The sequence below is a fragment of the Saccharothrix sabaoui genome, from assembly GCF_051756985.1.
Taxonomy (GTDB): Bacteria; Actinomycetota; Actinomycetes; order Mycobacteriales; family Pseudonocardiaceae; genus Actinosynnema.
On record NZ_JBPKJK010000063.1, the window covers coordinates 30,345 to 48,124 of the forward strand.

Below are 17,780 nucleotides of genomic sequence, written 5' to 3' on the forward strand. Positions count from 1 at the left end.
CTAGAACTCCAGGTCGGCGTCCTCGCTCACCGAGCGCAGCGCGGTCACCGTCGGGCGACTCCCGGCCAGCAGGGCGGCGTCGCTGCCCGGCGGCAGGTCGCCCTCCACCACGACCGAGGTCAGGTCGATCGACCCGTCGTCGGTGTCCTTGACCCGGCTCTGCACCGCGCCGAACTCGGCGAGCCCGGCCCGTTCCGGCTCGCCGACCCGCTCCGCGTCGGCCACGTTCGGCACGTTGACGTTGAGCACCGCGCCGGGCGGCAGCGCCGCGAGCCGGTCGAACAGCCCCGCCGCCACCGCGACGGCGGTGTCCCAGTGGTGCGTCGCGCCCGACTCCAGCCCCACGTCCAGGGACACCGCCATCGCGCGCGCCCCGTTGATGGAGGCGGTGAGCGCCGCGCCCACCGTGCCGGAGTGCAGCACGGCCCGGCCGACGTTCGCACCCCGGTTCACGCCCGACAGCACGACGTCCGGCGGGTCGCCGAACGCGCCCTGCGCGGCCACCAGCGCGATCAGGCCGGGGTGCGCGGAGACCGCGAAGCCGGGCACGTCGGGCAGGCCGGGCAGCTCGCGCCGCTCGACCTTGACCCGCCGGTCGTCCTCGGCGGCGGTCAGGCCGGCGCTCGTGCCGCTGGACTCGCGGGCGGGCGCGGCGACCACGGTGTCCCACCCGTGCTCCACCGCGCCGCGCGCGAGGGCCAGCAGGCCCGGCGAGTCGATGCCGTCGTCGTTGGTGATCAGGACCCTCACTCGTGCTCCCACGGGGTGAGGGTTACCCGCTCCGCCAGTTCTCGCACCACCTCTCCGCTGCCGGTGCCCAGGCCGTGCCGGGTGATGTTGACCGCGCCGGCCGCCGCGCCCAGCTTCAGCGCCTCCTCCAGCGACTTGCCGAGCGCGAGGCCCGCGGCCAGCCCGGCGGTCATCGAGTCGCCGCCGCCCCGCGTGTCCACGGGGGACAGGTCGGGCGACTCGACCAGGTAGAACGAGTCCTCGACCAGCGCCAGGGTCTCCTCGGCGGCCCGCGACACGACGACCGCGCGCGCACCGCACTTCGCCAGCTCGCGGACGCCGTCGACCAGGTCGGGCAGCGAGTCGGACTTCGCCAGCCCGTCGGACACCAGCTCCTCGTGGCTGACCTTCACCACCTCGGGGCCGCCCTTGAGCGCCGCGGCGAGCCGCCCGCCCGACAGGTCCACCACGACCCGGCAGCCGTTGCCGCCGAGGTCCTTGGTGAGCCGCTCGTAGACCGAGTCGGGCACCGGCTCGTCGTCCGCGGCCGGTCCGCTGAGCACCGCGACGCCCGCGGCCAGGCACTCCACCAGCGTCAGCTCGTACAGGTCGTCCAGCTCGTGGCGGGTCAGCGCGTCGGCGGGCATCCGCACCGCCTCGTCGCGGCTGCCGTCGCGCCGGTCGTGCACGTACCCGCCGTTGCGCGCCGCGACGTCGCGCGACCTGAGCTCCACGCCGATCAGGTGCTTGAGCACGTGACCGGTCTCCCCGCCGAGCGCGGCGCACAGCACGACCTCCGCGCCGAGCGACGCGATCATCCGCGACTGCCACACACCCTGACCGCCCGCGTGGACGTGGATGTCCGGCGAGCCGTCCAACTCCTCCACCGTCACCGTCAACTCCGGTGACGGTGCGAACACCGCTACTCGACCCGTCATAACCGGACATCTACCCCAATTCGAACTGATCAAATCCCGGGTAGCCGCACGTCTCCCAGCCAGGAGCGGAACAGCGCGTCCAGCGGCAGCGCGGTGTGCCGGGCGGCCACCGCCTCGAAGTCCGCGGTCGTCGCCGTGCGGTGCCGGAACGTCGTGGTCCAGTCCCGCAGCAGCGCGAAGAAGTCCGGGTCGCCCACCCGCTCGCGCAGCACCTGGAGCAGCAGCGCGCCGCGCTGGTAGACGCGGTCGTCGAACAGGGCGGCCACGCCGGGGTCGCCGATCAGCAGGTCCTGCGGCAGCCGGGCGAGCCGGGCGTGCGCCCGCCGCGCCTGCACCGCCGCCGTCAGGCCGCCCGAGCGCTCCGACCACAGCCACTCCGCGTAGCAGGCGAAGCCCTCGTTGAGCCAGATGTCGCGCCAGTCGGCCAGGCCCACCGCGTTGCCGAACCACTGGTGCGCCAGCTCGTGCGCGACCAGCCGCTCGTACCCGCGCCGCCCGTCGACGTGGTTCGCGCCGAAGACCGACATGCCCTGCGCCTCCACCGGCACGTCCAGCTCGTCGTCGGTCACCACGACCTGGTAGGTCCGGAACGGGTAGGGCCCGAACAGCTCCTCGAAGACCTCCACCATCCGCGGCTGGCGGGCGAAGTCGTGCCGGGCGGCGCGCAGCAGCCGGGCGGGCGCGGCCACCTCCTGACCGTCGGCCAGGGCGAACCGCTCGTACACGCCGATCTGCACCGACGCCAGGTAGGCCGCCATCGGCTCGGCCTGCTCGTAGACCCACCGCGTGGTGCTGCCGCCGACCCGCCCGTCGACGAGGACCCCGTTGGCCAGCACCGCGTACGGCGAGGCGGTGGTCACCGCGATCCGGTAGGTCGCCTTGTCCCGCACCAGGTCGTTGCACGGGAACCAGGACGGCGCGCCGACCGGCTGGCTCGCCACCAGCGCGCCGTCGGTCAGCTGGTCCCAGCCCAGCTCGCCCCAGTGCCGGGTGCGCACCGGCCGCACCGCGCCCGCGTAGCGCACCTCGACGGTGAACGGGCCCTCGACCGGGCGCGCCGGGCGCACCCGCAGCTTGCCGCCGCCGTGCGCGTAGCGGGCCGCCCGCCCGTCCACCAGCACGCGCTGCACGGGCGGACCGGCGAAGTCCAGCACCACCGTGCCCAACGGCCCGTCGGCGGTGGCGGACAGCACCGCCCGCCCCGACAGCCGGCCGCTGAGCCGGTACTCCAGGTCAAGGTCGTAGTGCGCGACCCGGTAGCGCGCGTCGCCGTGGTCGGCCAGGTAGGGCGCCGTCATCGCCAGGCGGAGATCGGGTTGCCCAGCCAGCGCGTGCCCGCCGGCACGTGCTCGCCGCGCATCACCAGCGACGCCGGGCCCACCGTCGTGTGCGCGCCGACCGACGCCCCGGGCAGCACGATGCCGTGCGGTCCGAGCGTCGCGCCCGCCGCGAGCCCCACCTCGTCCATGCGGAGGATGCGGTCGTGGAACAGGTGCGTCTGCACCACGCACCCCCGGTTGACCGCCGCGCCGTCGCCCAGCCGCACCAGGTCGGCCTCGGGGAACCAGTACGACTCGACCCACGTGCCGCGGCCGACCCGCGCGCCCAGCGCGCGCAGCCACACCGCCGTCACCGGCGACCCGCCCGTCGAGCCGACGAGCCACGGCACCGCCAGCACCTCGACGAACGTGTCGGCCAGCTCGTTGCGCCACACGAACCCGCTCCACAGCGGGTACTCGCGGGACCGGAACCGGCCCACCAGCAGCCACTTCGCCGCCACCGCCACCGCGCACGCCAGCACACCGGCCGCCAGCAGCACCGGGCCGGCGAACACCGGGCCCACCTCGCGCAGCGCGAACAGCACGCCGACGACCAGCGCGACGTGGCACATCACCGGCACCACCCGGCACAGCTCGACCAGCGCGCGGGCCACCACCAGCCGGCGCGGCGGGTCGAACGTGCGGCTCAGGTCGCCCTCCTCGGCCGCGCGCGGCAGCTTCATCGGCGGCATCCCCAGGTAGGAGCTGCCCGCCTTGGCGTGCTTGGGCGCGGCCGACAGCACGCCGACCAGGCCGCGGTTGGGCACCGCGCGACCGGGCGCGGTCATGCCCGAGTTGCCCAGGAACGCCCGCTTGCCCACCCGCGCCTGGGCGATGCGCAGCCGCCCGCCGCCCAGCTCGTAGGTGGCGACCATGGTGTCGTCGGCGAGGAACGCGCCGTCGCCGATCGTGGTCATCCTCGGCAGCGCCACCACCGTCGACGCCTCGACCCGGCGGCCCACGCGCATGCCGAGCAGCCGCAGCCACACCGGCGTGAACAGGCTCGCGTACAGCGGGAACAGCGCCACCCGGGCGGTGCTCATCAGCCGCTCGGTGGTCCACGCCTGCCAGGCGACCCGGCTGTGCACCGGGTGGCTGCCCGCGCGCAGCCCGAGGCCGAGCAGCCGCACGGACACCAGCACCAGCAGCGCGTACGAGCCGAGCCACACCGCGGTGGCGAGCGGCACGGCGAGCAGCGCCGAGGACAACGTCAGGGGCTCGCGCACCACCAGCAGCGCGGCGGGCAGCGCCGCCGCGACCGGGATCAGGCCCAGCGCGGACGCCGTGAGGCCGTAGGCGAGCTTCCACCACGACGAGCGCGGCGGGCGCTGACCGGGCTTGGCCGCCTTGCCGGTCCGCGCCGCGGGCACGCCCCCCCAGCGCTGGCCGGTCGGGACGGACCCGGTGACGCCGGAACCGGGTGCGATCTCGGCCCGCTTGCCGATCCGCGCGCCGGGGAACAGGGTGCTGCGCGCGCCGACGACCGCGCCCGCGCCGACCCGCACGCGGCCGATGTGCACCCGGTCGCCGTCGACCCAGTGGCCGGACAGGTCCACCTCGGGTTCCACGGCGCTGCCGCGGCCGAGCTTGAGCATCCCGGTGACCGGCGGCAGCGAGTGCAGGTCGACCTCCGGGCCGACCTTCGCGCCCAGGGCGCGGGCGTAGTGGGTGACCCACGAACCGGTCAGGTTGGTGGCGCCGCTGGACTCGGCGAGCCGCTCGGCGGTCCACAGCCGCAGGTGCACGCCCCCGCCGCGCGGGTACGTGCCGGGCCTGACGCCGCGCAGCAGCAGCCGCGCGCCGCCCGCCGCGATCGCGACCCGGCCGGGCGGGCTGACCAGCAGCAGCCAGCCGGCGGCGAGCCACCACCACGACACGTGCGGGGTGATGCCGAGGACGTTGCCGAGGGCGGCGAGCGCCAGCGACCAGCGCAGCCCGACCAGGCCGGTGAGCGGCACGAGCAGCAGCAGCTGCACCAGGCCGGCCCGGCGGGGCGTGGGCGCGACCTCGCGGGTGGCGGTGAGGTGGCCGGCCAGGTCGTCCAGCCGGGCGGCCATCGCGCGCAGCGTGGGGTGCTGGTAGACGTCGCTGACCGAGCCGCCGGCGTGGCGGGTGCGGATCAGCGTCACCAGCCGGGCCGCGGCGAGGCTGCCGCCGCCGCGGGCGAAGAAGTCGGCGTCGGGGTCGGCGACCCGGGCGCCGAGCACCTCGGCCCACTGCTCGGTCAGCCACGCCTCGGTGGGGGTGAGGTCGGCGTGCGCGGCGTCGTCGGCGACGGTGGTCAGCGGCCACGGCAGCGCGTCCCGGTCGACCTTGCCGGAGGTGCGGGTGGGCAGCGTGCCGACCACGGCCAGCAGCGGCACGAGCGCCGCGGGCAGCGCGGACCGCAGCCGCTCCAGCGCGGCGGCCCGGTCGAACGCGTCGCCCTCGGGCACCACGTACCCGACCAGCACCTGGTTGCCGCTCCCGGTGCTCCGCACGGCCGCTGCCGCGCCGACGACACCCGGCAGGGCCTGGAGCGCGGCGTCCACCTCGCCCAGCTCGACGCGCCGCCCGCCCAGCTTGACCTGCTCGTCGGCGCGGCCCAGGAACACCAGCCCCTCGGGCTCGGCGCGCACGAGGTCGCCGCTGCGGTAGGCGCGGTCCCAGCCCAGCGCGGGCAGCGGCGCGAACTTCTCGGCGTCCTTGGCCGCGTCGAGGTAGCGGGCCAGGCCCACCCCGCCGATCACCAGCTCGCCCGAGCCGCCCATCGGCACCGGCTCGCCCGCCGCGTCGACCACGACCAGGTCCCAGCCGTCCAGCGGCAGCCCGATGCGCACCGGCGGCTCACCGGTCAGCCGGGCGGCGCACGCCACCACGGTGGCCTCGGTCGGGCCGTAGGTGTTCCACACCTCGCGGCCGTCGACCGCCAGCCGCTCGGCCAGCTCCGGCGGGCACGCCTCGCCGCCGAAGATCAGCAGCCGCACGTCGTCCAGCGCGTCCACCGGCCACAGCGCGGCCAGCGTCGGCACCGTGGACACGACGGTGATCTCGCGCTCCACCAGCCACGGCCCCAGGTCGAACCCGGTGCGCACCAGCGCGCGCGGCGCGGGGACCAGGCACGCGCCGTTGCGCCAGGCCAGCCACATCTCCTCGCACGAGGCGTCGAACGCCACCGACAGCCCGGCCAGCACCCGGTCGTCGGGGCCGATCGGGTCGTCGGGCAGGAACAGCCGCGCCTCGGCGTCCACGAACGCGGCGGCGGAGCGGTGGGTGACCGCGACGCCCTTGGGCTTGCCGGTGGAACCGGACGTGAAGATGATCCACGCGTCGTCGTCGGGACCGGGCGCGCCGGGGCGGCCCAGCGGCGCGCGCAGCGGCGTCAGCGCGCGGTGCTCGCCGAGCACGGCGCACGCGCCCGCCTCGCCGAACACCAGCTCGGCCCGCTCGTCGGGGTCGTCGGCGTCCACCGGCACGTACGCGGCGCCCGCGGCGAGGACGCCGAGCACGGCCACGTACAGGTCCACCGTGCCCGAGGGGACGCGGACGCCGACGCGGTCGCCGACGCCGATGCCCGCCTCGACCAGGGCGCGCCGCTGCGCGTCGACCTCGTCGAGCAGGTCGCGGTAGGTCAACGCGGTGGTGCCGTCGTCGAGCGCGGGGGCGTGGGGGTGGCGCAGCGCGGTGTCGGCGAGGACGTCGACGAGGGTGCGCGCGGGCGCGGCGACGCCGGCGCGGTACCGCGCCGGCGTGTCGATCAGCGTGGGGAGGGCGGTGTCGGGGGCGATGGTCACCGGCCGGCACCGGGGGGACGCGAACGCACTGGGTGATCCTCCGAGTGGTGGGTGAGCTGCTCCACACCCGGCGGGCACCGGTCAAGCAGCCTGGGTGGTCGCTCCGGCGAAACCACCGACGTGCGACTTTACCCAGGTTTAACCGGCACGTCCCGATCGACGCCCGGCCGAGTGGGTGGGGTCACAGCCCGTGATCGCGGGCGGTGATCTCCAGGCCACCCGGGGTGAAGGCGAACCCGTCGGGGAAGTCGGCGTCGCCCAGCCGGGCCGCGAGGACGACGGGCTCGGGCCGCCCGGGTTCGCCGCGCAGGTGGAACAGCACCAGCGGCCGGGCGCGGTCGGCGGCCCCGTACAGCAGCGTCTTCGGGTGGCGGGGGTTCGGGCCGCCCAGCAGCGCGGTCGGCGGCCCGAACCGGTCCAGCACCTCGTGCCGCCCCCGGTCGCGGTCGCACCACCCGTGCGCCGAGGCGAGCAGCCGCCCGTGCTCGTCCGGGTCGAGGAGCCGGTCGGGGCGCAGGAGGCCGTGCCGGTGCGCGAACTCCGCGTACACCGAGGCGACCACGTCGTCGTCCGCCCGGCCCAGCACGACGTGCACGCCGCCCCGGACGCCCGCGCCGTTGGCCGCGCGCCGCTCGACCAGGCCCTCGCGGAACGCGGTCCACTCCCGCGTCAACCCGTGGGCGAACACCGCGGCGTCCAGGCACAGCAGCAGCCCGATCTCGCCGCCGTGCGTGCCGGGCCGCCGCAGCGCGTCGTTCGCCCGGTCGAGCAGGTGGGTCCGCACCTCGTCGGCGCCCGGGAGGCTCACGGCTCCCGCGTCACCCGACCCCGGGTCGCCGGCCCCCGCGTCACCTGCCCTCCACGTCACCGGCCCGCGCTCGCGGGCGTGCCGAGCGCGGCGTCCACCAGGGGCTTGACCTCGGTGCCGAGCAGCTCGATCGCCTCCATGACCAGCTTGTGCGGCACGCCGGCCCAGTCCATCTGCATCGCGTAGCGGTCGGCGTCGACCAGGCCGCCCACCGAGATGAGCCGTTCGGCGACCTCCTGCGGGCTGCCCGCGAAGATCGACGTCGCGCCCTCGGTCCACGCGTCGTAGTCCGACCGGGAGGGCACCGACCAGCCGCGCGCCTTCGCGCCGTACTTCATGGTCTCCAGCCAGTACGGGTAGAAGGCGTTCTTGGCGTCCTGGGAGTTGCGGGCGATCAGGCCGATGGCGCTCATCGTCACGTCCAGCTCACCGGGGCCGTGGCCGCCCGCCTCGCCCGCCCGCCGGTACAGGTCGACCAGCGGCGCGAAGCGCTCCGGCTCGCCGCCGATGATCGCGTAGACCACGGGCAGACCGAGCAGGCCCGCGCGCATCGAGGACTCGGGGTTGCCGCCGGTGCCCACCGAGATCCGCAGCCTCTCCCCGTACGGGCGCGGGTAGACGTGCGCGTTCTCCAGCGGCGCGCGGAACTTGCCCGACCAGGTGATCGGGTCCTCCCGGTCCAGGCGCAGCAGCAGCGCCAGCTTCTCCTCGTACAGCTCGTCGTAGTCCTCCAGGCTCGCGCCGAACAGCGGGAACGACTCGGTGAACGAGCCGCGGCCCGCGAGCAGCTCCGCGCGACCGCGGCTGAGCTGGTCGAGCGTGGTGAACTGCTGGTAGACGCGCACCGGGTCCTCGGTGCTGAGCACGGTGACCGCGCTGCTGAGCGTGATGTCGCGGGTCACGCTCGCGGCGGCGGCCAGCACCGTGCCGGGGCTGGAGATCGAGTACTGGGGGAGGTGGTGCTCGCCCAGGCCGTAGAAGCCGAGCCCCAGTTCGTCGGCGAGCCTGATCCGCTCCAGGCTCTGGGCCAGCGCGTCGGCGACGGGGACCTGGTCGCCCGTGACGGGGTCGGGGTGACGGTCACCGAAGCTGTAGACCCCGAGCTGCATACCTTTTGTGGACACATCAACAAGCTAGCGCGTCATTGATGACACGTCAACATCTTGCTAGCGTGGTCGCATGGGCGGACCACGGTGGCTCGACGGGCGGGAGGCCGCGGTGTGGCAGGCGTACCTCGCGGTGCAGCGCGAACTGCACAGCGCGCTGGAGCGGCAGCTGGTGCGCGACTCGGGGTTGTCCAACGCCGACTACTCCCTGCTCGTGCCCCTCTCCGAGGCGGCGGACGGCGTGGTGCGGTCCCGTGACCTGGGCATCCTGGTCGGCTGGGAGCGCAGCAGGCTGTCGCACCAGATCGGCCGGATGGAGAAGCGCGGGCTGGTCGTGCGCGAGGAGTGCGCGGAGGACGCCCGCGGCTCGATGGTGCGGCTGACCCCCGAGGGGCGGGCCGCGATCGAGGCCGCCGCGCCGGGGCACGTCGAGGCGGTGCGCCGCTACCTGTTCGACGGCCTGTCCGCCGAGGAGGTCGACGTCCTCGACCGGGTGCTCCACCGCGTCCTGGACCGGGTCACCGGCGACGACCGACCCCAAGGGGACGACTGACCCGGTGCCCTGAAGAGGGCCCTGAAGAGAACCCGGAAGAAGGTACGGAAGAGGACCCGGAAAAAGGGGCCGCGTGACGCGGCCCCCTCTCCGCCCCCCCGGGATACCGGACGGCGGCCAACCCGCCTGTCCCGCCCGGTCGCGTTCGGCCGTCGGGGTGCCGAACACCCTTCAGCCTCCCGCGTACGTGTGCGCGCCCGCATCAGCAACCTTCCGTATCCACTTCCGTATCCCGCCGGCGGGCGGGACGTCCACCGACCTCCGTACCCCGTCACCGCGAATACGGAGACCGGTGGATGCGCGGGCGGTGGCGCACTCGCGACAGTGGACACCCGACGGTGGACGCCGACGAGGAACCCGTTCGCGAGGAGATGACGTGCAGCTGACCGCTGAGTTCGCACCGGACCGGCAGGCCCTCCTGGGCGGCCCGCTGCGCGGTTGGCAGCACCACGCGCACGAGGACGCGCTGGCCGCGCTGGGCCCCGCGCACGCCGCGGAGATGCCCAACGGCCTGGAGGTGCTGGTCACCACCGCCGGCCTGGAGGTCACCCGCTCGCTGCTCAACGACCCGCGCCTGTCCAAGGACGCCGCCGGCCTGCGCAACGCGATGCAGGACCAGCTGGCCGCCAAGGGCCGCCCGACGGACCTGACCCGGATCATCGGCCCCTCGATGCTCAACACCGACCCGCCCCAGCACCGCAGGCTGCGCGCCCTGGTGTCCCAGGCGTTCACGCCCCGCCGCGTCGAGGCGCTGCGCCCGGCCGTGGAGAAGGCGGCGAACGACCTGGTGAGCGCGCTGCCGCAGGACGCCGACCTGATCGGCGGGCTGGCGTTCCCGCTGCCGCTGGCGGTGATCTGCGACCTGCTCGGCGTGCCCGAGGAGGACCGCGAGCAGCTCAACCGCTGGACCGCCGCGATGATGACCGAGCGCCCCGACCTGGTCGTGCCCGCCTCCGACGCCATGTTCGGCTACCTCGCGGGCCTCGTCGAGTACAAGCGCGAACGGCCCGACGACGCCCTGCTCAGCGCCCTCGCGCAGGCCGAGCTCGACGGCGAGCGGCTGTCCCCGGAGGAGCTGCTGACCACCGCGATCCTGCTGGTCATCGCGGGCCACGAGACCACCGGCGGCCTGATCGGCAACACCGCCGCGGCCCTGCTCTCCGTGCCCGGCGGCTGGGACGCCCTGACCCCGGACGGGGTCGCCGCCGCGGTCGAGGAGGCCGTCCGCTGGGACCCGCCGACCCGCGTCACCCCGCACTACCTGGTGACCGCCGACGTCGAGCTGCCGGGCGGCGTGCTCCCCGAGGGCGCGCTCGTGATGATCGGCCTGGGCACCGCGGGCCGCGACCCGTCGGTGCACGGCCCCACCGCCGGCCGCTTCGACCCCACCCGCCGGCCGACCACCGGCAACGCCGCCCTGGGGCACGCCTCGTTCGGCCACGGCGTCCACTACTGCCTCGGGAACCACCTGGCCAGGATCGAGGCGCGGGCCGCCCTCACCGCCCTGCGCACCCGCTACCCGGAGGTCCGCCTCACGGCCGACGCCGGCGGGCTGGAGCGCGACGACAAGGTCGTGCCGAACACCTTCTCCTCGCTCCCCGTCCGCTTGGAGCCGTGACCCCATGTCGGTGCGACTGCGCGAACCCCACACCCGGGTCCCCACCAGGCCGGCGGTCAAGGTGATCGGCTGGTGCCGCTCGGCGGTGTCCTGCCTGCTGTCCCCGGACACCGCCCCGCCGGCCGCCGCCCTGACCCGCGTGGTGGTGCTCCCCGCCGCGTCCCCGCCGCCGGGCTGACCGAAGGCCGACCCGATCGCCGGGCCGGCCCTCAGTCCGCCATGCCCGCCAGCAGCGTGATCAGCTGGTGCCGGTTGGCGATGTCGAGCTTGCGGTAGATGCGGGTCAGGTGGGTGTGGACGGTGGCGGGGGAGATGACCAGCCGGCTCGCCACCTCCGGGTTCGACAGGCCGTCACCGACCAGCCGGGCCACGTTCCACTCCGCCGGGGTCAGGCCGCCCGGGCGCGGTGCGGCCGCGGGCTCGTCCTCGACGTCCACGTCCAGGACCGCGGCCAGGGCGTTCTCCACCGAGTCGGCCCGCGCCGAGCACGCGCGCTCGTAGGCGTCGTCGCCGAGCGCCGCGCGGGCGCGCCGGGCGGCGCGGGCGCTGTGCGAGGCGAACGGCAGGAGGCCGTCGACGCGCACGCCGGTCACCCGGTGCAGGCCGTGCGCCAGGCCCAGCATGCGGGCCGCCGCGTGCGCCTGACCGGCCTCGGCGTACGCCCAGCCCAGGCCCTCGATCGTCCACAGCGGACCCCACTTGTCGCGGATCGCCCGCTGCACCCGCAGGCCCTCCCGCAGCACGTCGAGGGCCCGCTCCGGGTCGCCCCACCGGGTCTCGACCACGCCGCGGCACCAGTGCCCCCAGCTCAGCCCCCACGGCGCGCCGAGGCGCTCGCAGGAGGCGAAGAACTCGTCGGCGGCCGGCTCGGCCTGGTCCCGCGAACCCAGCAGCACGAGGGACACGGTGAGCAGGATGTGCGCGAGGTGCTCGTCCACCGCGAAGTCGGGCCCCAGCGCGCCGAACTCGGCGTGCGCCTGCCGGAGCAGCTCCACGCCGGCCACCGACCCCAGGGCCAGCACCGCGAACGCGCCCCGCACGAACGTCACGGCCGGCAGCGGCACGCCCACCGACCGGGCCAGGTCCGCCGCCTCGTCCACCCGGCGCGCGACCTGCGACCGCTCCACCCCCAGGCAGAGCGCGATCCAGGCGTCGAGCGCGATCGCGCTGGCCCTCAGGGGGTCCGCGGCGGGCGGCACGGCGGCGAGGGCGCGGCCCAGCCACAGCCGTTCCTCCGGTAATCGGCCCGCGTAGGTGTACCAGCGGGTCCGGGCCAGGTCCACGCTCATCTGCAGGCCCGCGTGCGCGGTGCCCGGGTCGCCGATCAGGTCGGCCAGCACGACCCGGTGGTTGGCCATGTCGCGGTCCACCGCGTCGAGCAGCACCGCCTCGTTGCGCCCGGTGAACGCGGCGGCCAGCCGGGCCGCCTCGTCGCGGAAGAACCGCTGGTGGCGCGCCCGCACGTCGAGCACCTCGCCGGAGGCGCGCAGCCGTGCCGCGCCGTGCTGCCGCAGCGGTTCCAGCAGGTGGTAGCGGCTGCGGTCGGCCGACGGCAGGGCGATCGACTTGTCCAGCAGCCCGGCCAGCGCGTCGGCGACCTCCACGGCGTCGAGCCCGTCCCCGGCGCACACCGCCTCGGCCGCGGGCAGGCTGAACCCGCCCTCGAACACCGACAGCCGCGCCCACAGCAGCCGCTCGGCGGGCGTGCACTGGTCGTGGCTCCAGCCGATGAGCGCGCGCATCGTCCGGTGGTGCGGCACGGTCGTCGTGTCGTTCACGGTCAGCACGCGCATCACGTCGTCGAGCCGGTCGGCCAGCAGCTCCACCGGCATCGACCGCATCCGCACCACGGCCTGCTCCACGGCCAGTGGGATGCCCGCGACCCGCCGCAGCACCCGTTTGACGTCCGGCCAGTTGTCCTCGGTGACCCGCCAGCCGGGCACGCTCGCCTCGGCCCGGTCCACCAGCAGCGCGGCGGACTCGTTGCGCAGGTCCAGCGGCGCGTCCTCGGCGGGCACCTCCAGCGGCGGCACCATCACCAGCACCTCGCCGGGCACCCGCAGCCGGGCGCGGCTGGTGGCCAGCACGCGCACGCCCGGAGCCGCACCCAGGACCGCCCGCACCAGGTGCCCGACCGGTTCGACCAGGTGCTCGCAGTTGTCCAGCACCAGCAGCGCCCGCCGCGGCCTGAGGTACTCGACCAGGGTCTCCAGCGGCGTGGTCGTCGCCTGGTCCGGCACGCCCACCGCGCTGAGCACGACCTGCGCCAGCAGCTCCGGGTCGCCGCCGCGGGCCGGCGCCAGCTCGACCACCCGCACGCCGTCGTCGTAGGCCCGCTGCACCTGCGCGGCCAGCTCCAGCGCCAGCCGGGTCTTGCCCCCGCCGCCGACGCCGGTGAGCGTGATCAGGGGGGCCGTCCCGATCCGCCGGCGCAGTTCGGCCAGCAGCTCCTTGCGCCCCACGAACGAGCTGAGCGCGCGCGGCACGCCCCCGACTCCGGCTCCCCGCTCGGTCATCGGGACACCGTACGACACGCGCGCGTGACAGTCCCGTGAGATCGACAAAACAGGCCGTCCCGCACATCGTTGCACCCTTTTCCGCCGGCAACCCCTGGTCGGTCCGCCGCACGGCCGTGACCCGCGCCGGCGGCCGCAAGGAGTTGCGGACCGCGCGGACGGGGTCCGGGGCGGTGGGGCGGTAGTCCGGGAGGGTGGTGTTCGCGGTGCCGCACTTGGGCGCGCTCGCCGGGGGACGACAGACTCACGTCCCGTGGACGATCAACCGGCCGTGCGCGACCCGGGTGTGCGCAACGCGGTCGACGGGGGGAGCGGTGGCCCCGTCGTGCAGGCCGGGTCCATCGGCCACGTCTCGCTGGCCGCGTGGCGGCCCGACCACCCGCGGGTGCCGCGTCAGCTCCCGCCGGTGGTGCGCGGCTTCACCGGCCGGGTCGAGCACCTGGCCGCGCTCGACGCGCTGCTCGACCGCGACGGGGGCGGTGACCGCGGCGCGGTGGTGATCTCGGCGCTGGACGGCACGGCCGGCGTGGGCAAGACCGCGTTGGCCGTGCGCTGGGCCCACGACGTCCAGCACCGGTTCCCCGACGGCACGCTGTACGTGGACCTGCGCGGCTACGCCCCCGGCGCGCCCGCCGACCCGGGCGAGGTGCTGGGGTGGTTCCTCGGTGCGCTCGGCGTGCCGCCGGAGCGGGTCCCGTCGGGCCCGGAGGAGCGGGCCGGGTGCTACCGGTCGGTGCTGGCGGGCCGCCGGGTGCTGGTCGTGCTGGACAACGCCCACTCCGCCGGGCAGGTGCGACCGCTGCTGCCCGGCGACCCCGACTGCCTGGTGGTGGTGACCAGCCGGGCGAGGCTGACCGGGCTGGTGGTCGGCGAGGGCGCGACGCGGGTGACGCTGGACCTGCTCACCCCGGGCGAGGCGCTGGAGCTGGTGCGGACCGTCCTCGGGCCCTCGTGGGCCGACGCCGAGCCCGATGCGGTGGTCGAGCTGATCGGGGCGTGCGCCCGGCTGCCGCTGGCGCTGCGGATCGCCGCCGGGCGCGTCGCCGCGCACCCGCACCTCACGCTCGCCGACCTGGTCGCCGAGCTGCGCGGCGACCAGGGGCGCTGGGAGGCGCTGAGCGTCCCGCACGACGAGCGCACCGCCGTGCGCCCGGTGTTCGACTGGTCCTACCGCCTGCTCGGGGCGGAGGAGGCGCGGGTGTTCCGCCTGCTCGGGCTGCACCCCGGCCCCGAGATCGACCTGCACGCCGCCGCGGCCCTCGCCGGGGTCGGTCTCGCCTCGGCCCGGCGCTCGCTCGCCGCCCTGGGCGAGGCGCACGTGGTCGAGCCGATCGCCCGCGACCGCTACCGCCTCCACGACCTCCTGCGCGCCTACGCCGCCGACCGGGCCGCCCGCGAGGAGTCCGCCGGGGCGCGCGACCGGGCCCGCCGGAACCTGGTCGAGTGGTACGCCCACCACGCCGTCACCGCCGCGGCGGCGGTCGCGCCGATGCTCACCGAGTGGTTCGGGGTCCCCGAACCGGACGCGAACGCCGCGCCCGAGGTGACCTTCGCCGACCCCGCCGAGACGTGGGCCTGGGCGCGGCGCGAGGTCGTCAACCTGCTCCCGGTGACCCGCGAGGCCGCGCGTCACGGCCTGGACCGGTCGACCGTCGCCCTGGCGCGCGTCGCCGCGGCGGTCCTCGGCCTGTGGACGTCCCGGGACGAGGCGGTCGAGGTCTGCCGGACCGGCCTGGCCGCCGCCCGCCGGCTCGGCGACCGCGCCGCCGAGTGCCGCCTCACGCAGCACCTGGCCCTCCAGCTCTGGCTCGACGGCGAGGTCCGGGAGGCCGACGAGGTCATGCGGGCCGCCCTGGCCCTGGCGCGCGGCACCGGCGAACCGGGGCTGGTCGCGGAGGTGCTGCACCACCTGGGCTGGCTGTGCGTCGACCGGGGGCTGTTCACCGAGGCCGTGCAGCACCTGCTGGCGGTGTTGCCGCTCGCCCCCGGCGCGCAGGACGGGCGGCTGGAGTACCTCGCCGAGTGCCACCTCGGCGCGGCGTACAGCGGACTGGGCGAGCACGACCGGGCCGGCCGGCACGTCGAGCGGAGCCTCGCCCTGCTGCGCCGGACCGACCACGTCGGCCACGAGTCCTACGTGCTGACCCGGTCGGCGCGGGTCCGGCAGGGCGCCGGCGACCACGGCGCGGCGATCGCCCTGTGCGAGCTGGCCCTCGACCGGGAGCACCACTCCTGCCGGCCGCAGGACCACGCCGCCACCCTCGACGCCCTGGGCGTCTCGCTGCGGCACGTCGGCGACGCGGCGCGCGCGGCGGCGGTGTGGCGCGAGGCGCTGGCGATCTTCACCGCCTTCGGCGACGGGCGGGCGGCGAACCTGCGGGAACGGCTCGCCGCCCTGGGGACCGCCTGAGCCGGCGGATCACGCCCAGGCGAGCACCGACTCGACCTCGGCGTCCAGCTCGGACACCGGGATGTGGCCGAACTGCTCGACCACGACCCGGCCGTCGCGCCGCCGCCACGAGCCGCGCACCCGGCCGTCCACCACGACGTGCGGGACGGGGCCGCCGCCACCGGGCAGCACGAACGGCGCGTCGGCCGGGTCGAGCAGCAGGCCGCGGTCGCGGTAGCCGAGCAGGAACGTGTCGAACGGGCCGAGCAGGCGCACCACACCGTCCAGCTCGCCGGCGTCGGCGTCGGTGGTGGGCAGCCGCCAGCCGTGCTCGCCCTCGACCAGCTCGTCGACGGGGAACGCGGCGGCCACGTCGCCGGCGGGCAGCCCGCTCCACGCGGTGAAGTCCTCGACCGTGGCCGGCCCGTGGGCGCGCAGGTAGCGGCGGACCAGCTCGTCCACGCCGCGCGGCTCGACCTCGTCGTCCCCGGCGACCAGCCGGTAGGTGCCCTCGCCCGCGCACACCACGCCCCGGTTCGCGGCGTAGGCCAGCAGGTAGGCGGGCGCCTCGCCGCCCGGGTCGACCACCACGCCCGCCCCGGCGAGCCGCCGCACCACCTCCTGCCTGGTCAGGGGTTCGGTCAGCACCTCGCGCAGCGCGTCCAGGGCCCGGCCGCACAGCGCGTCGTCCAGTCCCAGGTCGAGCCGCCGGCGGCGGGTGCGGGCCACGTTCACCGGGCCGAGCAGCGCGACGAGCCACCCGGCGTCCTCGCGGCGCAGCAGGTGCACCGCGCCGCGCATCGCGCAGGTGCGCACCACGTCGCCGGCGGCGAGCGCCTCGCGTAGGTCGGCCGGGGCGACACCGGTGGTGCGGGCGCGCACGGCGAGCCCGGCGGCGGTCGGGTCCTGCGCCTGCACGGCGAGCACGTCGCGCAGCAATTCGTCCAGCGAGCGGGCGGGGGTCGTCAGGCGCTGGGCGCCCATCCGCAGCGCCCTCGCCCGGTCGTCGGCCGACGTGGACGGGGCCGGGACACCTGCCCCGCCGTCGAGGGCCCCGCCGACCGGGGCCCCGTCGTCCCCGGCCTGCGCGGCGGTGTCGCCCTGCCGCGCGGTCACGCCGTCCATGTCGTCCCTCTCCGTCTCGGCGGCACGGTAGGGAGAGGAAAGACCTTGCAAGGGTTTTCAGCAAGTCCTTGACAGTTCACGTGCCGGACGGCAGTTCACGTGCCGGGCGCGAGCCCGGGGGAGCCCAGCGCCCTCGCGGCCTGCTCGGCGCCCGCGGCCAGGGCGGTGGGCACGTCCGCGCCGCCCAGGTGGGCCACCAGGTAGCCGGCGAAGAACGCGTCGCCCGCCCCGTTGGTGTCGACGACCTCGGCGACCGGGACCGCGGGCACGCGGTGCACCTCGCCGTCGACCAGGGCGACCGCGCCGTCCGGGCCGAGCGTGGCCACGGCGGGCTTGCCGGTGGAGCGCAGGAACGCCAGCAGCGCGTCGCGGTCGGCGAACCCGTCGTCGTTGAGGGTGAAGAAGTCGGCGGCGTCGAGGAAGTCGCGGTGGAACCCCTGCGCGCCGTCGTAGCCGTGCAGGTCCGTCCACAGCGGCACGCCGGCCCCGCGCGGCGCGGTCAGCAGCGGCCGGGAGTGCTCGGCGAGGTCGACCACGACCACGTCGGCCGCCGCGAGCGCGGCCAGCGCCCGTTCGTCGTGCCGGGGCGCGTCCAGGCCGGGCAGCTCCAGGTAGATCGACAGCCGCCCGCCGCGCGGGTCCATCACGTTCAGGTGCTGCTCGGTGGGCTGGTCGACCACCTCGGCGATCACCTCGACCCCGGCGTCGGCCAGCACGGCGAGCACCGCGCGACCGGGTTCGTCGTCGCCCACGACGGTGCGCAGCACCACGTCCGCGCCGAGCGAGGCGAGGTTGAGCGCCTTGCCCGCCGACGTGCCGCCGACCGCCGTCCAGTGGCGCGAGGCGAACACGGTCTGCGGGCGGGCGTCGGGCAGGCGGTCCAGCTCGACCAGCCGGTTCCACGAC

13 protein-coding genes are annotated in these 17,780 nt (G+C 76.1%); 4 read left to right on the forward strand and 9 right to left on the reverse strand.

Annotated elements, in window-relative coordinates; genetic code table 11:
* From surE to ACR807_RS20700, 6 genes are all read right to left on the reverse strand, one after another.
* Positions 1 to 750 (reverse strand): 5'/3'-nucleotidase SurE, encoded by a 750-nt coding sequence (surE, locus tag ACR807_RS20675; RefSeq protein ID WP_438923005.1) that lies wholly within the window; start codon positions 748 to 750, stop codon positions 1 to 3.
* On the reverse strand, positions 747 to 1,667 hold the full coding sequence (locus ACR807_RS20680) for a PfkB family carbohydrate kinase (protein ID WP_438923006.1): 921 nt from the start codon (positions 1,665 to 1,667) through the stop codon (positions 747 to 749). Before ACR807_RS20680 ends, surE begins: the two co-directional genes overlap by 4 nt.
* 29 nt (positions 1,668 to 1,696) lie before the next feature.
* Positions 1,697 to 2,965 (reverse strand): M1 family metallopeptidase, encoded by a 1,269-nt coding sequence (locus ACR807_RS20685; protein ID WP_438923007.1) that lies wholly within the window; start codon positions 2,963 to 2,965, stop codon positions 1,697 to 1,699.
* Positions 2,962 to 6,759 carry a Pls/PosA family non-ribosomal peptide synthetase gene (locus ACR807_RS20690; protein ID WP_438923008.1) on the reverse strand — a complete coding sequence of 1,266 codons (3,798 nt, stop codon included), beginning with the start codon at positions 6,757 to 6,759 and terminating at the stop codon, positions 2,962 to 2,964. The genes ACR807_RS20685 and ACR807_RS20690 overlap by 4 nt, the downstream gene beginning before the upstream one ends.
* 181 nt (positions 6,760 to 6,940) lie before the next feature.
* Positions 6,941 to 7,567 carry a hypothetical protein gene (locus tag ACR807_RS20695; protein ID WP_438923009.1) on the reverse strand — a complete coding sequence of 209 codons (627 nt, stop codon included), beginning with the start codon at positions 7,565 to 7,567 and terminating at the stop codon, positions 6,941 to 6,943.
* A 56-nt stretch (positions 7,568 to 7,623) separates the two neighbouring features.
* The gene (locus ACR807_RS20700) at positions 7,624 to 8,676 is read right to left on the reverse strand and encodes an LLM class flavin-dependent oxidoreductase (RefSeq protein WP_438923017.1); all 1,053 of its coding nucleotides are present in this window, start codon (positions 8,674 to 8,676) and stop codon (positions 7,624 to 7,626) included.
* A gap of 70 nt (positions 8,677 to 8,746) precedes the next feature.
* Between ACR807_RS20700 and ACR807_RS20705 the strand changes: the two genes are divergently transcribed.
* The 3 genes from ACR807_RS20705 to ACR807_RS20715 all read left to right on the forward strand — a co-directional run bounded on the left by ACR807_RS20705 (position 8,747) and on the right by ACR807_RS20715 (position 11,022).
* On the forward strand, positions 8,747 to 9,226 hold the full coding sequence (locus ACR807_RS20705; protein ID WP_438923010.1) for a MarR family winged helix-turn-helix transcriptional regulator: 480 nt from the start codon (positions 8,747 to 8,749) through the stop codon (positions 9,224 to 9,226).
* A gap of 376 nt (positions 9,227 to 9,602) precedes the next feature.
* A complete protein-coding gene (locus ACR807_RS20710; protein ID WP_438923011.1) occupies positions 9,603 to 10,844 on the forward strand; it encodes a cytochrome P450 family protein in 1,242 nt (413 codons plus the stop codon).
* A 4-nt stretch (positions 10,845 to 10,848) separates the two neighbouring features.
* Positions 10,849 to 11,022 carry a hypothetical protein gene (locus tag ACR807_RS20715; protein ID WP_438923012.1) on the forward strand — a complete coding sequence of 58 codons (174 nt, stop codon included), beginning with the start codon at positions 10,849 to 10,851 and terminating at the stop codon, positions 11,020 to 11,022.
* A gap of 31 nt (positions 11,023 to 11,053) precedes the next feature.
* Here ACR807_RS20715 and ACR807_RS20720 read toward each other — a convergent pair whose 3' ends face one another.
* A complete protein-coding gene (locus tag ACR807_RS20720) occupies positions 11,054 to 13,360 on the reverse strand; it encodes a helix-turn-helix transcriptional regulator (protein ID WP_438923013.1) in 2,307 nt (768 codons plus the stop codon).
* Between the two features lie 253 nt (positions 13,361 to 13,613).
* On the opposite strand from ACR807_RS20720, the gene ACR807_RS20725 reads away from it, so the two are divergent.
* On the forward strand, positions 13,614 to 15,770 hold the full coding sequence (locus ACR807_RS20725) for an ATP-binding protein (RefSeq protein ID WP_438923014.1): 2,157 nt from the start codon (positions 13,614 to 13,616) through the stop codon (positions 15,768 to 15,770).
* Between the two features lie 9 nt (positions 15,771 to 15,779).
* Here ACR807_RS20725 and ACR807_RS20730 read toward each other — a convergent pair whose 3' ends face one another.
* Positions 15,780 to 16,874, reverse strand: coding sequence for a winged helix DNA-binding domain-containing protein (locus ACR807_RS20730; protein WP_438923015.1), 1,095 nt, complete (start codon positions 16,872 to 16,874; stop codon positions 15,780 to 15,782).
* A 95-nt stretch (positions 16,875 to 16,969) separates the two neighbouring features.
* The coding region (locus ACR807_RS20735; protein WP_438923016.1) for a carbohydrate kinase family protein at positions 16,970 to 17,780 on the reverse strand (811 nt) is incomplete at its 5' end.